This is a genomic window from Luteibacter jiangsuensis (genome assembly GCF_011742555.1).
In the GTDB taxonomy this organism is placed as follows: domain Bacteria; phylum Pseudomonadota; class Gammaproteobacteria; order Xanthomonadales; family Rhodanobacteraceae; genus Luteibacter; species Luteibacter jiangsuensis.
In genome coordinates, this window is sequence record NZ_JAAQQR010000010.1 from 94,688 (window position 1) to 112,058 (window position 17,371).

15 protein-coding genes are annotated in these 17,371 nt (G+C 66.1%); 10 read left to right on the forward strand and 5 right to left on the reverse strand.

The genetic code is table 11. The features are described from left to right. Positions 1 to 87 precede the first annotated feature (87 nt). Positions 88 to 1,038: a GGDEF domain-containing protein gene (locus HBF26_RS17470; protein WP_167129293.1), complete on the forward strand. Its 951-nt coding sequence runs from the start codon at positions 88 to 90 to the stop codon at positions 1,036 to 1,038. Between the two features lie 39 nt (positions 1,039 to 1,077). On the opposite strand, the gene serA is transcribed toward HBF26_RS17470, so the two are convergent. Next, positions 1,078 to 2,313 carry a phosphoglycerate dehydrogenase gene (gene serA / locus HBF26_RS17475; RefSeq protein ID WP_167129294.1) on the reverse strand — a complete coding sequence of 412 codons (1,236 nt, stop codon included), beginning with the start codon at positions 2,311 to 2,313 and terminating at the stop codon, positions 1,078 to 1,080. A 114-nt stretch (positions 2,314 to 2,427) separates the two neighbouring features. On the opposite strand from serA, the gene HBF26_RS17480 reads away from it, so the two are divergent. Together HBF26_RS17480 and pip are read left to right on the forward strand one after the other, a co-directional pair. Continuing rightward, entirely contained in the window at positions 2,428 to 3,810 is a 1,383-nt protein-coding gene (locus HBF26_RS17480) for a D-2-hydroxyglutarate dehydrogenase (RefSeq protein ID WP_167129296.1), read from the forward strand. A 182-nt stretch (positions 3,811 to 3,992) separates the two neighbouring features. After that, the gene (pip, locus tag HBF26_RS17485; protein WP_167129297.1) at positions 3,993 to 4,949 is read left to right on the forward strand and encodes a prolyl aminopeptidase; all 957 of its coding nucleotides are present in this window, start codon (positions 3,993 to 3,995) and stop codon (positions 4,947 to 4,949) included. A 130-nt stretch (positions 4,950 to 5,079) separates the two neighbouring features. Here pip and HBF26_RS17490 read toward each other — a convergent pair whose 3' ends face one another. The 4 genes from HBF26_RS17490 to HBF26_RS17505 form a co-directional block, all read right to left on the reverse strand. Continuing rightward, positions 5,080 to 7,818, reverse strand: a complete 2,739-nt coding sequence (locus HBF26_RS17490) for a lamin tail domain-containing protein (RefSeq protein WP_167129298.1) — start codon at positions 7,816 to 7,818, stop codon at positions 5,080 to 5,082. A 327-nt stretch (positions 7,819 to 8,145) separates the two neighbouring features. Further along, positions 8,146 to 8,784 (reverse strand): uracil phosphoribosyltransferase, encoded by a 639-nt coding sequence (gene upp, locus HBF26_RS17495; RefSeq protein ID WP_167129300.1) that lies wholly within the window; start codon positions 8,782 to 8,784, stop codon positions 8,146 to 8,148. A 209-nt stretch (positions 8,785 to 8,993) separates the two neighbouring features. After that, complete coding sequence (locus HBF26_RS17500) at positions 8,994 to 9,305, reverse strand: PsiF family protein (RefSeq protein WP_167129301.1); 312 nt, start codon at positions 9,303 to 9,305, stop codon at positions 8,994 to 8,996. 205 nt (positions 9,306 to 9,510) lie between these two features. Then, positions 9,511 to 11,007, reverse strand: a complete 1,497-nt coding sequence (locus HBF26_RS17505; RefSeq protein WP_167129303.1) for an aminotransferase class III-fold pyridoxal phosphate-dependent enzyme — start codon at positions 11,005 to 11,007, stop codon at positions 9,511 to 9,513. A 212-nt stretch (positions 11,008 to 11,219) separates the two neighbouring features. Between HBF26_RS17505 and HBF26_RS17510 the strand changes: the two genes are divergently transcribed. The 7 genes from HBF26_RS17510 to HBF26_RS17540 all read left to right on the forward strand — a co-directional run bounded on the left by HBF26_RS17510 (position 11,220) and on the right by HBF26_RS17540 (position 17,361). Further along, entirely contained in the window at positions 11,220 to 12,128 is a 909-nt protein-coding gene (locus tag HBF26_RS17510) for an ABC transporter ATP-binding protein (protein ID WP_167129304.1), read from the forward strand. Further along, positions 12,125 to 12,904: an ABC transporter permease gene (locus HBF26_RS17515; protein ID WP_167129306.1), complete on the forward strand. Its 780-nt coding sequence runs from the start codon at positions 12,125 to 12,127 to the stop codon at positions 12,902 to 12,904. Before HBF26_RS17510 ends, HBF26_RS17515 begins: the two co-directional genes overlap by 4 nt. Positions 12,905 to 12,910: 6 nt before the next feature. Then, positions 12,911 to 14,140, forward strand: coding sequence for a sensor histidine kinase (locus HBF26_RS17520; RefSeq protein WP_167129308.1), 1,230 nt, complete (start codon positions 12,911 to 12,913; stop codon positions 14,138 to 14,140). Then, entirely contained in the window at positions 14,140 to 15,273 is a 1,134-nt protein-coding gene (locus HBF26_RS17525) for a sensor histidine kinase (RefSeq protein ID WP_167129309.1), read from the forward strand. Before HBF26_RS17520 ends, HBF26_RS17525 begins: the two co-directional genes overlap by 1 nt. Next, positions 15,270 to 15,872, forward strand: a complete 603-nt coding sequence (locus HBF26_RS17530) for a response regulator transcription factor (RefSeq protein WP_167022659.1) — start codon at positions 15,270 to 15,272, stop codon at positions 15,870 to 15,872. Before HBF26_RS17525 ends, HBF26_RS17530 begins: the two co-directional genes overlap by 4 nt. Before the next feature lie 82 nt (positions 15,873 to 15,954). After that, positions 15,955 to 16,986, forward strand: coding sequence for a tRNA preQ1(34) S-adenosylmethionine ribosyltransferase-isomerase QueA (queA, locus tag HBF26_RS17535; protein WP_167129310.1), 1,032 nt, complete (start codon positions 15,955 to 15,957; stop codon positions 16,984 to 16,986). A gap of 81 nt (positions 16,987 to 17,067) precedes the next feature. Further along, complete coding sequence (locus HBF26_RS17540) at positions 17,068 to 17,361, forward strand: hypothetical protein (protein ID WP_167129312.1); 294 nt, start codon at positions 17,068 to 17,070, stop codon at positions 17,359 to 17,361. The last annotated feature ends 10 nt before the right edge of the window (positions 17,362 to 17,371 follow it).

The following is a 17,371-nucleotide window of genomic DNA, read 5'->3' on the forward strand; positions in this document are numbered from 1 at the left end:
CCCCCCATGGTTCAAGCTTCGCGAAGCCCGACCGATAACGGGAGGTGCGACTATTCGCGGCTGCGGCCGCCACGGGGAAAAAAGGCCATGAGCGTTGACGACTCGCTTCTTCGCGAGGACCCAGGGGTTTACAAGACCTTGCTGGAGTCGACCCGCGCCATTCCCTGGAAAATAGACTGGGCCACGCTGCGCTTCGCCTATATCGGCCCGCAGATCGAGGAGCTGCTCGGGTGGACGCCCGATTCCTGGGTCACGGTGCAGGACTGGGCTGACCGCATGCATCCCGAAGACCGCGAGCGGGTCTTCAATTTCTGCGTGGCGCAATCGCAGGCAGGTGTGGACCACGAGGCCGATTACCGTGCCCTGCGCAAGGACGGGGAATTCGTCTGGATCCGCGACGTCGTGCACGTGGTGCGCAATCCCGACGGCACGCCGCATGCGCTGATCGGTTTCATGTTCGACATCAGCGAGCGCAAGCGCACCGAAGAGCGGCTGCTCGACATGCAGCGCGAACTGGAGGAACTGTCGTACAAGGACGGCCTGACAGGCCTGGCCAACCGTCGTCGCTTCGACATGATGATGGACGCGGAGTGGCGCCATGCGCAGAGCCTGCGCCAGCCGGTGTCGGTCGTCGTGCTCGATATCGATTACTTCAAGCAGTACAACGACCACTACGGCCACCTCGAAGGCGACGAGTGCTTAAAGCGCGTGGCGAGGACGCTGGAAGGTGTTCTGCGTGGGCCGCGCGACATGCTCTGTCGCTTCGGTGGGGAAGAGTTCGTGCTGCTGCTGCCGGATACCGACGAGGGCGCGGCCATGGCCATGGCATGGCGCTGCCTGGATCTCGTGGACAAGGCTCTCATCGCTCACGCCGGGCATGGTTCCGGCAGGCGGCTCACGTTGAGCGCGGGTGTGAACACCGTGGTACCTAAAGAGCACGACGAGGTCACCCCGTTCCTCGCCACGGCCGACCGGCGGCTCTATCTGGCGAAGGAACGTGGCCGTGCGCGGGTGGTGTGCGACGACGGCGTGCTTTAGCGCCGCTCCACGGTCGACGTACTTCCCCGGGCGCTGGCGCTAGTACAGCGCGCGCGCCTTCAGCGTGCCTTCGATGGCTGCCAGCTCGTTGCGTAGCGCGGCCGCATGTTCCTCGGATGTGGTCACGTCGATGACCACGTAGCCCACTTGTGCCGAGGTTTGCAGGTACTGGCCGTCGATGTTCACCGCGGCACGGGAGAAGACCTCGTTCACCCGTGACAGCACGCCGGGAATGTTCCGGTGGATGTGCAGCAGGCGCCGGCTGGTGGGATGCCCCGGCAAGGAGACCTCGGGGAAATTCACCGCCGAGAGCGTGCTGCCGTTGTCGCTGTAGCGAACCAGCTTCGAGGCCACCTCGATGCCGATGTTCTCCTGCGCCTCGGCGGTGCTGCCACCCACGTGCGGCGTGAGGATGACGTTGTCCATGCCCACCAGCGGCGAAACGAAGGGATCGTCGTTGCCCTTGGGCTCCACCGGGAAAACGTCGATGGCCGCGCCCGCGAGATGCTTCGAATGCAATGCGGCGGCCAGGGCGTCGATGTCGACGACGGTGCCGCGGGACGCGTTCACCAGCATGGCGCCGGGGCGCATGCGGGCGATCTCCGAGGCACCGATCAGGTTCTTCGTCTGTGGCGTTTCGGGCACGTGCAGGGTGACCACGTCCGCCCTTTCGAGCAGGTCGTCGAGGCTGGCGGCGGCACGGGCATTGCCGAGCGAGAGCTTCGGCTCGATGTCATGGAAGATCACGCGCATGCCCAGAGCCTCGGCCAGCACGCCCACCTGCGTGCCGATATGGCCGTAACCGACGATGCCCAGCACCTTGTCGCGAACCTCGTAGCTTCCTGCGGCGGATTTCGACCAGCCGCCCCGGTGACACAGCGCGTTCTTCTCGGGGATACGGCGCACGAGCAGGATGGTTTCGGCGATAACCAGTTCCGCCACGCTGCGGGTGTTCGAATAGGGCGCATTGAACACGGGCACGCCGAGGCGCTCGGCCTCGCCGGTATCGACCTGATTCGTGCCGATGCAGAAGCAACCCACCGCGATCAGGCGGCGGGCTTCCGCCAGGACCGGGGCCGTGAGCTGGGTGCGGGAGCGGATGCCCACGATATGGGCATCGGCGATGCGCTCCATCAGCTCGTCCTCGGGGAGGGACTTCTCATGGAACTCGATTTGCGAATAGCCGGCCTGGCGGAAGGTGTCCAGCGCGCTTCGGCTCACGCCTTCCAGCAGCAGGACCTTGATGTCTTCCTTTGGATACGAGGTGCGCGTCATGGCCGGTACGTTCTGTTCCACGGGAGGAAGGACCACTATGCCAGATCGCGGCACGCATGTTGCGGCGCACCCAAAGGGCTGGCACGCTCGACACGACACCCGAGCGAGCTTTCCATGACCGACCCCCGCCTGGCCGAGCTGATCCGCCTGATCCCCGCCCTCAAGCTGTCCGTGGAGGCAGGCGATCTGGAACACCACGGCCGCGACTGGACGCGGCGCTGGACCCCCGCGCCGCTGGCGGTCGCGTGGCCGGCGTCCATCGACGAGGTGCAAGGCGTCGTCCGCTGGGCGAGCGCGCACGGCGTCGGCATCGTGCCCTCGGGAGGACGCACCGGCCTTTCCGGGGGCGCCGTGGCCGCGCAGGGCGAACTGGTGCTCAGCCTCGATCGCATGAACCGCGTGCTCGGCTTCGACCCCATCGACCGCACGCTCACGGTCGAACCCGGCATCGCTTTGGAGGCGGTGCAGAATGCCGCACGCGAGCATGCGCTGCTTTATCCGGTGAACTTCGCCGCGCGCGGCTCCTGCCAGATCGGCGGAAACATCGCGACCAACGCCGGGGGTATACGGGTCATTCGTTACGGCAACACGCGGCAGTGGGTGGCAGGCCTGAAGGTGGTCACCGGTACGGGCGAACTGCTCGACCTCAACCGCGGGCTGGTGAAGAACGCTTCCGGCTACGACCTGCGCCACCTGGTCATCGGTTCCGAAGGCACCCTGGGCATCGTGGTGGAAGCGACGCTTACGCTCACCTCACCGCCGCCGCCGTCCCAGGTCATGCTGCTGGCGGTTCCGGCCATGGACGCGCTGATGAAGGTGTTCGCGGAAGCGCGCCACCGCCTCGCGCTCGAAGCGTTCGAGTTCTTTACGGAAAGGGCGTTGCATCACGTGCTTGCGCACGGCGCGCAAAGGCCCTTCGCCGAGGATCACCCGTTCTATGTCGTGACCGAGTTCGATGCGGGCGACGAGAAGGCGGAGGCGGAGGCGCTGGATTTCTTCGAATTCTGCCTCGGCGAAGGCTGGGTGACCGATGGCGTGATCGCCTCCAGCGAAGCACAGGCGGCGTCGCTGTGGCGCTTGCGCGAAGGCATCACCGAGAGCCTCGCCCCGCACAAGCCGTACAAGAACGACGTCTCCGTGCGCATTTCCGCCGTGCCGGCCTTCATGGAAGAGATGCACGCCCTCCTTTCCGCCGAGTACCCGGCATTCGACGTGGTGTGGTTCGGACACATCGGCGACGGCAACCTGCACATCAACGTGCTGAAGCCCGCGGAACTCGACAACGGCGTGTTCGTCGAGCAATGCGAGCATGTCACCTCGTTGCTCGTGGAGACGCTGGCCCGCCACGGCGGCAGCATCTCGGCCGAGCACGGCATCGGCCTCGTCAAGAAGCCCTGGCTGGGCAGTGTGCGCAGCGAGGCCGAGATCGCCCTGATGCGCGGTATCAAGGCGGTGTGGGATCCGAACGGCATCATGAATCCCGGGAAGCTTCTGTAGGAACGCGCCCTGTGGGAGCCGCTTCAGCGGCGATCCCGCGGCAGCGGGCAACCTGCCGCGAGCACCCATCGCCGCTGAAGCGGCTCCCACACAAAGCCCGGTGGTCGCAAGACAAGCAGGTGCTGGTGTCGCAAGGCTCCGCTCGTTAGCCTTGGGGTTTCCACGCCCCACAGGACCCCGCCATGCCCCAGGATTCCCCCGACCTCTACCCGCCGATCGAGCCCTACAACAGCGGCATGCTGAAGGTCTCGCCGCTGCACACTCTCTACTTCGAGGAGAGCGGCAACCCGAAGGGCAAGCCCGTGGTCTTCCTGCACGGCGGTCCCGGCGCCGGCACCAGCCCGCGCGGCCGCTGCTTTTTCGATCCGGCCAAGTACCGCATCGTGCTTTTCGACCAGCGCGGTTGCGGCAAGTCCACGCCGCACGCGGAGTTGACCGACAACACCACCTGGGACCTCGTGGCCGATATCGAGCGCCTGCGCGAGCATCTCGGCATCGATCGCTGGCAGGTATTCGGGGGTTCTTGGGGTTCCACGCTGGCCCTTTCCTACGCTGAGACCCATCCGGAACGCGTGACCGAACTGGTGCTGCGCGGCATCTTCATGCTTCGCCGCTCCGAGTTGGAATGGTTCTACCAGTCAGGCTGCGATGCGCTCTTTCCCGACGCGTGGGAGCATTACCTCGCGGCCATTCCGTCCGCGGAGCACGGCGACCTCATCAGCGCGTATCACCGCCGGCTCACCAGCGACGACCCGGCCGTGCGCCTCGCCGCCGCGCGTGCCTGGTCGGTATGGGAGGCGGCCACCAGCCACCTCTACCAGGACGAAAGCCACATGGCCTCGAACGGCGAGGACGAGTTCGCGCTCGCCTTTGCGCGCATCGAGTGCCACTACTTCGTCAACGCGGGTTTCTTCGAGGTCGACGGCCAGCTGCTGCGCGATGTGCACAAGATTCGGCACATTCCCACGGTGATCGTGCAGGGCCGTTATGACGTCGTGTGTCCCGCGCGCAGCGCCTGGGACCTGCATCGCGCGTTCCCGGAAGCGGACCTGCGCATCGTGCCGGACGCCGGGCATTCGGCGTTCGAACCGGGCATCGCGAAGGAACTGGTGAAGGCCACCGACCGCTTCGCCATGTAGGAGCGAGCCCTGTGGGAGCCGCTTCAGCGGCGATCCCGCGGCAGCGGGCAACTTGCCGCGAGCACCCATCGCCGCTGAAGCGGCTCCCACAGTAACGACGGGGTGCCCCCGGGAGGGCACCCCGTTTCCATCAGAACAACCCCAGCGGCAGCGCCAGCATGTCGACCACGAAACCGTCATGGTCCGACGAGCCGATGGCCTTCTGCACGCCTGTGGCGGACGCCGAATCGTCGATCGTCTGCACGGGTGCGTCGAGGTTGCCGCGGCCGTACTGCATCTGCAGGAAGAGGCCACGTGCCACGGTGTTCAGTAACGCATGGTCCAGCACCTGGTGGGTGGGCACCTTGCGGGGGCCTTCGCCCTGGATGTTGCCGAAGTTCTCGGTGAACAGGAACGAGTAGCGGTCCTGCGCCGGCACCGAGTCCACGGCATTCCAGAGCGACGGCCTCACCAGGTTTCCGCCCAGCTTCAGCAGGTTCTGGCTGTCGTCGTACTTGCCCGAGATGAGGCCCACCACGTCGGTGAAGCCGTCGCTGAACTGGTAGGCGTTGAAGTCGCCCACCACCAGCAGCGGTGCGAGCAGGTTCTTCCTGTCCGTCTGGATCGCCTGCACCTGCGTAGCCAGCGATTTCGCCTGGAGGAACCGCTTCTCGCGGTCGCGCTCGGCGGTCGGGCCGGTCTTGTCCACGTTCTGCCGTGCCTTCGGATGCACCGAGATCACGTTGATCCGCATGCGTCCTACGATCGACGGCACGTCGGCGGTGAGCAGCAGGGGCGGGTGATCGTGCACGAACGCGGTCTGGTCGCCGTCCTGCCAGGTTTCGTCGGCACCGAGCTGGCGCACGGAGAGCACACGAACGCGATCGGTGCGAACGAGGAAGCCCACGTTGATGCCGCTCGGATCGTGGCCCGGCTGGAGGAATGCCTCGTACTGTGCCGGATAGTCGTCACCCAGCTGCTTCGCGAGGCCTTGCAGCACCTGCAGGCTCTTCACCTCTTCCACGGAGAGGATGTCCGGCAGCTTCAGCACGCTACCGATATAGGCCGACAGCCGCTGGGTCTTGAGCTTCACCTCGTCGGCGGTCGGCTCCGTGTCGCCACCGCTGCAGGTATAGGTGGTGTTGAACTCCGTGTCGCAGAAGCGCTCGGTGTTGAACGCGCCGATGCGCACCGCGTAGAACGGCCGCGAATCCACCGCGCGGGGCAGCTTGGCCGCCTTCTTGATATCGATCGATGTCGGAATGAAGGTGTATGCGCCGAACGCATAAGACATCACGCCTTCGGCGCGGAAGGTGGTGCCGGCGTTGAACGGTGTGTTCGGAGCGACGGCGCCGAAGTCCGCGGTGTTCATCTTGAACACCTGCGGATTACCCGACCAGTTCGGCAGGTTCACGCCCTCCGGCACCGGCACGGTGTAGCGCACGCCCGGTTCGCGCAGCGACCGCTTGCCATTGGCGGTGATGTACACCTCGGCGAAGGGTTCGTTGCTGAAGCGCAGGTTGCCGGTGGTGATCATGCCGTTGTCGATCGAGACGCGCATGCCCACGTAGCACTGGAAGTTGGTCTCGCCGCAGGACAGCGCATTCGGGTCCGACGAAGGCACCTTGTCGCCGAAGACCACGGCCTTGGGCAGACGCACACCGCGCTGCGTGGTGGTGATCTGGGCGTTCTTCAGTTCCGGCAGGTTGAAGTAGTTGTCGACGGTGGCTTCCACATCGACCATGTCGCCGGCCTTCACCGTCGGCGTCGTGCTCGTGAACACGTAGATGCCGTTGGAGGTCAGGCGATCGTCGTCGGCGCGGTTGTCCGGCGTCTGCATCGTGAAGCCCGCGGGGCCCACGGCGGTGACGATGTTGCCATGCGTGGAAACGCGCTTGCCGAGTAGCGGCGACACCTGGCCGCGCCCCGTGACCTGCCAGATCTCGGCGGCGACGGGAATCTCGTTGAGGATGGCCCCGATGGCCGAGCCCTTGGCGATGGTGACATCGCCGCCGGTGGCGTCGCTCAGGTTGACGCGGAAGGCCTTGTCGGGGCCAGCGGCTTTCGCACCGTGCACGTTGACGTTGAACGTCGTGCTCGTGCTTCCGGCCGGAATGGTGACCGTCGTGTCGACGGCGTCGTAATCGCCGGCGGCGACGGTCGCGGTGTCGTCGGCGGTCGCGGCATGCACGGCGATGTCGGTCGAAGCCGCTTCGCTCAGCGACACCGTAAACGGCATGGGCTGGTCGTCGCCATTGCGCACGCTGACCGTGGCGTCGGCGATCGAAAGGCTCAGGCCCTGGACGGTGCAGGGCGATGTGCTGGCGCGCGGCGAGGTGGGTGCCACCTTTACCCAGTCGGCCGAGTTGTCGCCGCTGTTCTGCGGCAGGCCCGCGCCGTTGACCTTGCGTCCGTAGCCCTGGTCCGCATTCGCACTGCCCAGGCTGGCGAGCGGCGTGCCTTGCTTGTACGCCGAGCCTGCGCTCAAACCTACCTGGTCGACGATCGTCCCGGAGGCGTTCAGCAGGGCGAGGCCGCCGTCGTCGGTGATGCCGGTGGAATACTTCAGATCGGGCGTCACGGCGCCCGAGTAGCCGGACGAACCGCCGTTCGCCAACAGCAGGAAACATCCCGGGGCCACTGACGTGCCGGCGGGGAAGGTGAAGCGCGTGCCGGTGGTGCCGCTGGCGTTGGAAGCGTTTAACTTATAGCCGGAAACGTCCAGTGCGGCCGTGCCGGTGTTCTGCACTTCCACGAATTCGTCGTTGCCGCCGCTGGGGCCGCGAACGCGGAATTGCGTGATGGAAAGATCCGCCGCCTGCAGCGGCAGAACGGTAAGAAGGCCTGCCAGCGCCGCCCATGAGGCACGCCGTGAAGTCGTGGAACGCATTCGATGTCCCCTCGAGTCGTTGGTTGCGTGCGACCCGAAAGCACCCCGCATCCCCTGCGCGGCGTTCCCCCTGTCGAGCCCACCCGCCGAGTGTGCCCCGAATTTGTGACAGCGGGATGTGACGGAGCCGTCGCCTTAGGAATCGACCAGCCGGCGATCCCGCGAACCCGGCAGGCTCGCGACGAGCACCCATCGCCGCTGAAGCGGCTCCCACAAAAAGCCAAGCTGCTCCGTGTGGGAGCCGGCTACGCCGGCGATTCCCGCGGCAGCGGGCCGTCTGGCCGCGAGCACCCATCGCCGCTGAAGCGGCTCCCACAGAAGGTGACTTTAGCCAGCCTTCTGTTTCGTGCCGAAGATCTTGTCGCCCGCGTCGCCCAGGCCGGGGAGGATGTAGCCCAGTTCATTGAGGCGGTCGTCGATGGAGGCCACGTAGATCTCGATGTCCGGATGAGCGGCCTCGATGCGCTTCAGGCCCTCCGGTGCGGCTACGAGGAACAGGCCCTTGATCTTCTTCGCACCCGCCGCCTTAAGCATGTCCACCGTGGCGACGAGCGTGCCGGCAGTGGCCAGCATCGGGTCGACAATCAGCGCCGTGCGTTCGGCCATGCCGCCGCTCAGTTTTTCGTAATACGCGACCGGTTCCAGAGTCTCCTCGTCACGCTGGATACCCACGACGCTGACCTTGGCCGAGGGGATCAGCTCCAGCACGCCCGAGAGCATGCCCAGGCCGGCACGGAGGATCGGTACGATGGTGACCTTCTTGCCCTTGATGTGGGTGACTTCGACGGGGCCGGCCCAGCCGTCGATAGTCTTGCACTCGGTCTCCATGTCGGCCGTGGCTTCGTAAGTGAGCAACGCGGCGACTTCGGACGCCAGTTCGCGAAATTCCTTCGTGCTTATGCCGGCCCGGCGCATCAGGCCGAGCTTGTGCTGGATGAGGGGGTGGCGAACTTCGACGATCTTCATGGCACGGGCTTCGCATGGCGGTGACCCGCGCATTGTCGCACCTGCCTTGGGACGGGGGACACATGTGGGAGCCGCTTCAGCGGCGATCCCGCGGCAGCGGCAGGCTGGCCGCAAACACCCATCGCCGCTGAAGCGGCTCCCACACAAAGCTGGCTGTGTACAGGCGAGGTATGCCTCTTGCTGCATTCGCGCCTTCGGCGCCCGACGAATCAGTGCTTCAGACAACTGCTCATGAAGCTCTTCCGCGCGTCGCCCTTCAGACCCTTCGCGGACGCGTCGGCGTTGCACGACTTCATCCTTTCCTGCGGCGACGACTTCGCCGGCTGCTCGCCCTTGAGGCAGCTGCTCATGAAGGCTTTTCGTTCATCGCCCACCTTCCCGGAGGCCTGCGAGTTGCAGGTGCTCATCCGCTGTTGCTGCGGGGTCAGGTCTTTCTTTGCGGGCATCTGCTGCGCGGCAACGGTGCCGGCGGCGAAAAGGGACAGGGACACGACGGCAAGGACACGGAGCTGCGTACGCATGGCAAACCCTCGACGTGAAGCCGGGCGAATCCGGCCGGTGGAGCTTACCGCGGTCACGGGATCGGTGCTGCCCCTCCCGCAGACGGGGGCTTTGTGTGGGAGCCGCTTCAGCGGCGATGGGTGCTCGCGGCAGAGTTGCCCGCTGCCGCGGGATCGCCGGCAAAGCCGGCTCCCACAAGGGTTCCTGGCCCCAGGATACCGGCGGTCACGCCGCCTTGGTCGACGCCCGGCGCGGGCCTTCCTTCAGCGCGTGGCGGACCTCTTCCACGATCAGGTCCACTTCCGCGCTGGTGACGCGGAAGTGCGGCGTGAAGCGCAGCGAGTTGGCGCCGCCGTGAATCACGCCGATGCCACGCTCACGCATGTATTCCTCGGTGGAACCTTCGCCATAGCACTTGAACTCGGGCGCCAGTTCGCAGGAGAACAGCAGGCCGGTGCCCTGCACCTTGGTGATGAGCCCGCCGAGTTCGTTCTTGAGGGCCTCGAACTTCCTCAGGAATTCCTGGCCCTTCTCGCGAATGTTCGTGCGCACGTCGTCGGTCAGTTCGTCCAGCGTGGCCACGGCGACGTCGAGCGCGCGCGGATTCGCGGTCATCGTGTTGCCGTAGATACCCTTGCGGTAAAGACCCGCCACGCGTTCGGTCACGGCCAGCACCGACAGCGGATACTGCCCGGCGTTGAGCGCCTTCGAGAAGGTTTCCATGTCCGGGGCTTCCATCGATTCGAAGCCCGGGTAGTCCACGATGGACAGCACGCCGTGCGCGCGCAGGCCGGCCTGGATCGAATCGACCAGCAGCAGCGTGCCGTGCTCGCGGGTGAGTTCGCGCGCCGCCGCGTAGAACTCCGGCGTCACGGCACGACCCGGGTCGCCTTCGCCCATCACCGGCTCGAGGAACATCGCCTCGATGAACCAGCCCTGGCGATCGGCCTCGGCGAACGCGGCCTTCAGCTGGGCCACGTTATACGGCTCCACCGTGATCAGCGTGTCCTCGTTGCGGAAGCTGGCGAGGTGCTGCTGGTAGTTGCGGCGCGAGGAATCCGAATAGAGCGCGGGGCGCTCCGTGCGGCCGTGGAACGCGCCCTTGACGGCCAGGCGCTTGATGGTGCGGCCGGCATGCCGTGCGCCAGGGTCGGTCATGAGACGTGCGTTGACGTCGGCGATGCGTCCCGCCAGCGTGACCGACTCGGAGCCCGAATTCAGGCACAGGAAGTGTGTGTACGGGCTGCCGCCACGGTTGCGACCGAGTTCCTTGCGCAACGCATTCGAGAGGCGGATCTGCGCGACGTTGGCCGTCATGACGTTGGCCATGACCTGCGGGCGAGACATCGCTTCGAGCACGTGTTTCGGATTGTGGCCAAAACCGAGCATGCCGTAGCCGCCGTCGTCGTGCAGCACGGCACCCTTGAGCGTGACGATCCAAGGACCGCGCGCGGCGGCCGGCATGTACGGGTTCACGCAGTCGTCGGGGTAGAAATTGACCAGCCCCGACTGCGCGCGATGGATCTGTTCCGCTTCGTCGAGGCGGAGGAAATCGGCCATGTCGTTGCGCAGGGCGCGGTGATAGGCGACTGCTTCCTCGATGGCTTCCACGAGGGACGCGTCGGTTGCCGCGAAGCGGGCGATGGTGTCGTCCGGCAGGCCGCGCGTACGCGGCGCACCGCCGAAGTCGCGCAACTCACGCAAAAGACCGATGACGTCCATAAACCACTCCTCGCACTGGTGACGCGGCACTGATGGCAACGATCCCTTAAGAGGCCGCTAAGTATCTATATGTAAAGGGATTATCAACCCAGCATAGCACGCGCATTTTGGCGGCGTAACCCCCGGGTGACGCTTGTCACATGCGCACAATGACGCAAGCGACTGCCGCCAATGGCTTGCGAGGGAATATGTTGCGCTGCAAGGAGGGGACCATGAACGACACTCGCATCGCACGCCTCGTCAAAGCCCGCAAGAGCTACGGCGCCATTACCGCACTCGACGGCATCGACCTCGACGTCCACCGCGGGGAAATCCTGGCCTTGCTCGGCCCCAACGGCGCGGGCAAGAGCACCAGTATCGCGTTGCTTCTGGGCCTCCACCGCCCGGACGGCGGGTCCGCGACGCTCTTTGACAAGGATCCTCAGGACATCGACGCCCGCCGCCGTATCGGCGTGTTGCTGCAGGCGGCGAACCTGCCGGCCACGCTGAAGGTGGACGAGTTGCTCCGGCTTACGGCGAGCTACTACCCCGAGCCGCGACCTGTGGCGGAGTGTGCAGCGCTGGCGGGTATCACGGACCTGCTGTCACGCCGGTACGGCGCACTGTCGGGCGGTCAGCAGCGCCGGGTGCAGTTTGCCCTGGCGATGGCGGGCCGGCCCGACATCCTCTTTCTCGACGAACCGACCGTCGGCATGGACATCGATGCACGGCAGTCGCTGTGGGTGTCCATTCGTCAGCTGGTTGCGGAAGGCTGCGCGGTGGTGCTCACCACCCATTACCTCGAAGAAGCGGAGGCCTTGGCCGATCGCGTCTGCGTCATCGCCAAGGGGCGCGTGGTGTCCGAGGGAAGCGTGGACGCCATGCGCGCGCACGTTTCGCTGCGCCGGATTCGCTGCGTCACCTCTCTGGGGATCGACACGTTGCAGGCATGGCCGGAGGTCGTTTCGGTGGACACGAAGCAGGGCCGGACGGTCATCGCCACCGCGCAAGCGGAAGCCGTGGTGCGGCGGCTCCTCGATGGCGATCCCGGCCTTTCCGAACTGGAGGTGCAGCGCGCGGGACTTGCCGAGGCCTTTCAGGAAATCACGCGCGACACCGAGAATCTGCAGGAGGCCGCATGAGCACGATCGACAGCACCGCCACGCCCGCCATGACCACCGCACGCGTGGTTGCAGCCTACGTGGAGGAGGCGAGGGCGGAATGTCTCCGTTACCTGCGCAATCCCGGCTTCCTGTTGCCGACGCTTCTGTTCCCGTCGGTGTTCTATGTGATGTTCGGTATCTTCCTGGCCCACGCGAACAGTGCGGACGCGCCGCGCTACCTGCTGGCGTCCTATGGCACGTTCGGCGTCATGGCGCCCGGCCTGTTCGGCTTCGGCGTGTCTCTGGCGCTGGAGCGCGACACGGGCCTGCTCACGCTGAAGCGCGCGCTCCCGATGCCGCCCGGGGCCTATCTGCTCGGCAAGATGTGCATGGCCTTGCTGGTCGCTGCGATCGTGTCGGCCATCCTGTTGTGCCTTGCGATCTTCGTCGCGGGTGTGCAGTTGCCGGCGTGGCGCATCGGCGGATTCTTCCTGCTCGAAGTGCTCGGCGTGCTTCCGTTCGCCGCCCTCGGGCTGCTGGTGGGAACACTGGTGAAGGGGCAGGGCGCCCCGGGCGTGATCAACCTCATCTACCTGCCCATGGCATTCCTCTCCGGTCTCTGGTTTCCGCTGCCGGTGATGCCTGCGTTGCTGCAAGCGATCGCGCCCCTCTGGCCGGCTTACCACCTCAACCAGCTGGCGCTCTCGGCAATGGGCCTCGGTCAGGGCGGCGAGGCGCTCCACGTTGCCGTGCTCGCCGGTTTCACGGTGGCCTTCGTGGCCATTGCTACGCGTCGCCTGCGCCGCCACGGTTGAAGTAGCATGACCGCACGCCTTTCCACGGATACACGCATGTCGCCCTCGTGGTTCAAGCCGACCCCGGACTCGCTCTGGAACCGCTTCCGCGAGCGGCCCAGGCTGCGCGTCGCCAGCCTGGTGAACCTCGTATGGGCCGTGTACGTGTTCGGCGACGTCATCTTCGCCAACGAGCTCGGCCCCTGGTGGGGGCTGGCCACGGGGCTTTCGTTTCCTATCTTCCTGCTGTTGTATGCGGCGGCCTATACGCGGCCCTTGCGGCACGTGTCCTGGTACGCCGGCGGCGTGGCGCTGCTTGCGTACGCCACCCTGCATTTCAACCATAGCGCCGGCGGCACCTATGTGATCTACGCCTGCGCCATGCTCGGCTTCGAAGGTGCGCCGAAGAAATGCATCGCCGGCATGGTCGCGGTCATCGGCGGCTTCGTGGGTGTAGCGTATTTTCTGATGGGCTGGCCCATTCCCGTCATTGCCACCCTCTCGTTCATCGCCTTGTCGGTGGGCACGATCAACGTGGTCTACCGGTTCAACGCGCAGCGCGATGTGGAGTTGAAGCTCTCGCACGACGAAGTAAGGCGACTGGCGGCCACCGCGGAACGCGAGCGTATCGGGCGCGACTTGCACGACCTCCTGGGGCACACGCTCTCGTTGATCACGTTGAAGCTGGAGCTTTCCCGGCGCCTGTTCGACCGCGACGCCGATGCCGCCCGCCGCGAGATCGAAGAAGCCGAGCAGGTCGCGCGGCATGCGCTGGCCGAAGTGCGCTCTGCCGTGACGGGCATCCGTGCCTCCGGTGTCGTGGCCGAACTCGCCTCCGCGCGTCTCCTCCTGAACACCTCGATGATCGACTTCGTCTACCGCGCCGACGTGCCCGAACTGCCGCCACGCGTGGACAACGAACTTGCCCTGGTGTTGCGCGAGGCCGTGACGAACATCCACCGCCATGCGGGGGCCTCGTTCGCGGAGGTGACCGTGAGCATGGACGACCGCGCCTGCACGATGACCATCGTGGACAACGGGCGGGGGTTCGCAGGCAGCGAGGGGAACGGTATCTGCGGCATGCGCGAGCGGGTACGCGCCCTTGGCGGCACGCTTGCCTTCGCCTCGGACGCGGCGAAGGGAACCGTGGTGAACATTCAGGTGCCGCTGCTGCCTGCCGATCGGCGTCCGGCGCTGTCGGACATCCGGGCAGACAAGGGCCTGCCCGTCAGCGGCGACAACAGACTCGCCTCGTGATGCGCATCCCGCCGCCGCACAAGGACTCGCTTCTCGGCGTACTGCGCTCGCCCGTGTATCTGCGCTGGCAGGCCGGCCTGCAGGTGTTCTGGCTGATCGCGCTCATCCAGGCGCCGCTCGCCGTTAAGGGATTCGACTGGGAGTGGATGGCGCCGACGCTCGCGTCCATTCCGGTGTACCTCGTCTGCTATACGGCGGTTTACACGGCGCCGGTGGCACGCCTGCCTTTCCATGCCGGCGCCATCTCCGCCCTGGGTTTCGTGCTGTGGCCCGTGAATCCGCTGGCCCTGGGCTATGTGGTGATCGGCGAGGTGCTGCTGGCCTACTCGAATCGTCTGCGCGTCTGGCTGGGCGGTGTTGCCATCGCGACACTCGTGACGCTTGCCTGGGTTCCTGCGTTTCACGTGCCGCCGGTGCATGTGCTGGTTGTGTTCGGGGTGGGCCTCGCCGCCGGATTCAGCAACTACCTGTATGTACGCGGTGGCCGCCGCGACGCGGAGCTTCGCCTTTCGCAATCGGAAGTGCGGCGGCTGGCCACGCTGGCGGAACGCGAGCGCATCGGCCGTGACCTGCACGACCTGCTCGGCCACACGTTGTCGCTCATCACGTTGAAGTCCGAGCTCGCCAAACGGCTTGCCCTGGCCGATCCGCCGCGAGCGCAGCAGGAGATGGAAGAAGTGGAGCGCGTCGCCCGGCATACGCTGGCGGAAGTACGCAGCGCCGTCACCGGCCTTCGTGCGGGCGATCTTTCCAGCGAGCTGGTATCGGCCCGTTTGATGCTGGAATCGTCCGGCATCGCATTTGTTCACGAAGTTCCGGCGGACTTCAGCCTTCCGGAAAAGATCGAGGCGATGCTTTGCCTCGTGCTCCGCGAAGCCGTCACCAATATCCACCGTCATTCGCGCGCCACCGAGGCGCGCGTGGTCATCGCCCGGAACGGGCAGGAGTTTTCGATGCGAATCACGGACAACGGCTGCGGCGGACTCGCGGCGCACGGCAATGGCGTCTCGGGCATGCGCGAACGCGTGCGTCAGATCGGCGGGCGCCTCGCCATCGAGTCGCCCCTCCGGCACGGCACGGCGCTGGAGATCGGCGTACCCATCGGAGAACCTCGCATGGAGCGCCTCGCATGATCCGCGTGTTGCTGGCCGAAGACCAGGCGATGGTGCGCGGTGCACTGTCGGCACTGCTGAACCTGGAGCCGGACATCGAGGTACTGGGTTCGGCGGCCGACGGCGAAAGCGCCTGGCGCGAGCTTCAGCGCCTGAAGCCGGATGTGCTGGTGACCGACATCGAGATGCCGGGCCTCACGGGCCTGGAGATTGCCCAGCGGGTGCGCCGGCACGAGCTGCCGGTGAAGGTGGTCATCGTCACCACCTTCGCTCGCCCGGGCTTCCTGCGCCGCGCGCTCGACGCGGGCGTTGGCGGATACCTGTTGAAAGACGCCCCCGCCGAAAATCTGGCCGACGCACTGCGGACCGTGCATCGCGGCGGCAGGGCCATCGACCCGCAGCTGGCCCTCGAGGCGTGGTCGGACGCGGACCCGCTGAACGACCGCGAACGGCAGGTGCTTCGGCTAGCGGGGGAGGGGCATTCGGCGAGCGACATCGGCACCCAGCTGAACCTTTCGCACGGCACCGTGCGCAATTATTTATCGGAGGCCATCGGCAAGCTCGGTGCAGCCAATCGCATCGAAGCGTACCGTCTGGCACGGCAGAAGGGCTGGCTCTGAGCGCGAAACGGAGGAAGGTTTCAGGCTCGACGGTCAAGGATGGGCGATAATCCCCCCAATCGCTCCATCTCCGGCCGTACCCGTGAAGAAATCCGACTTCGACTTCGACCTTCCCAACGAGCTGATCGCGCAGGCTCCGCTCGCCCGCCGCTCGGGCAGCCGCCTGCTCGTCGTCGACGTGGCGGCGCACACCAAGAAGGACCGCAAGTTCCACGAGCTACCGGAGATGCTCCTTCCGGGCGACCTGCTCGTGTTCAACGACACCCGTGTGCTGCCCGCGCGCCTGTACGGACGCAAGGAGTCCGGCGGGGCGGTGGAGATCCTGATCGAGCGCGTCACCGGCGCCCATGAGGCCCGAGCGCAGCTGGGCGTCAGCAAGAAGCCGAAGGAAGGGGGCCGCATCGAGCTGGCCGACGGCAGCATGATCACCGTGCTGGGGCGCGACGGCGAGTTCTTCATGCTCCGCTTCGACACGGACGAGCCGCTGGAGCGGCTGCTGTCCCGTCTGGGCGAGATGCCGCTGCCGCCTTACATCGAGCGCAACGCGGACAGCACGGACGCCGAGCGTTACCAGACCGTGTTCGCCCGCGAACCCGGCGCGGTCGCCGCGCCTACCGCGGGACTGCACTTCGACGAGGAACTGCTCGATCGCCTGCGGGAACGGGGCGTGGAGATGGGTTACGTCACTCTGCACGTGGGGGCCGGCACCTTCCAGCCGATGCGCGCCGACGACGTGCGCGATCACGTGATGCACCGCGAATGGCTGAATGTCGGCGCCGGGCTCGTGGAAAAGATCCGCGCCACGCGCGCAGCCGGCGGTCGCGTCATCGCCGTGGGCACCACCGTGGTCCGTGCCCTGGAAAGCGCCACCGTCGAGGGCGTCCTGCGCCCCTTCGCCGGCGAAACACAGATCTTCATCTTCCCCGGCTACAAGATCACCAGCATCGACGCCCTCATCACCAACTTCCACCTGCCGCAATCGACGCTGCTGATGCTGGTGTCGGCCCTGGCAGGCAAGGAAGCGATCCTGGATGCGTACCGCTATGCCGTGCTGCAGCGGTATCGCTTCTTCTCGTATGGCGATGCGATGTTGATCATTCCGCCGAAGTCGTAACGCTTGAAGATGTCATCCCATCAGTGCCTTGGCGGAGTTGACCCGACATCGTCGACTGCAGCGATGTCAGGATTCACTCCTTTGACATTCCGGCACGTCGGCGACTGGAGCAAAGGATTCTTGCAGGGAGGCGCCAGCGGCCTGAATCCTGTCAGCTTTCTCAGCCAGACCGTGGACGCTGTGGCCCATCCGGCTGAATGGTTCAGGGGGCAACAGGCGTGCACCCAGTACGTCCTTCAGGAGGCGTGGACTGTCAACTTGCGACCGGCCGGCCAGTTGGAGGGTGCTCTGCTGGGCGGGTTCGTGCTGTTCGTCGCCGCGCTCAAACTGGTTGTGGTTCTCTACCGCACGTGGTCGAAGGCGTTGCGCGGCTAGGGGATCGCCC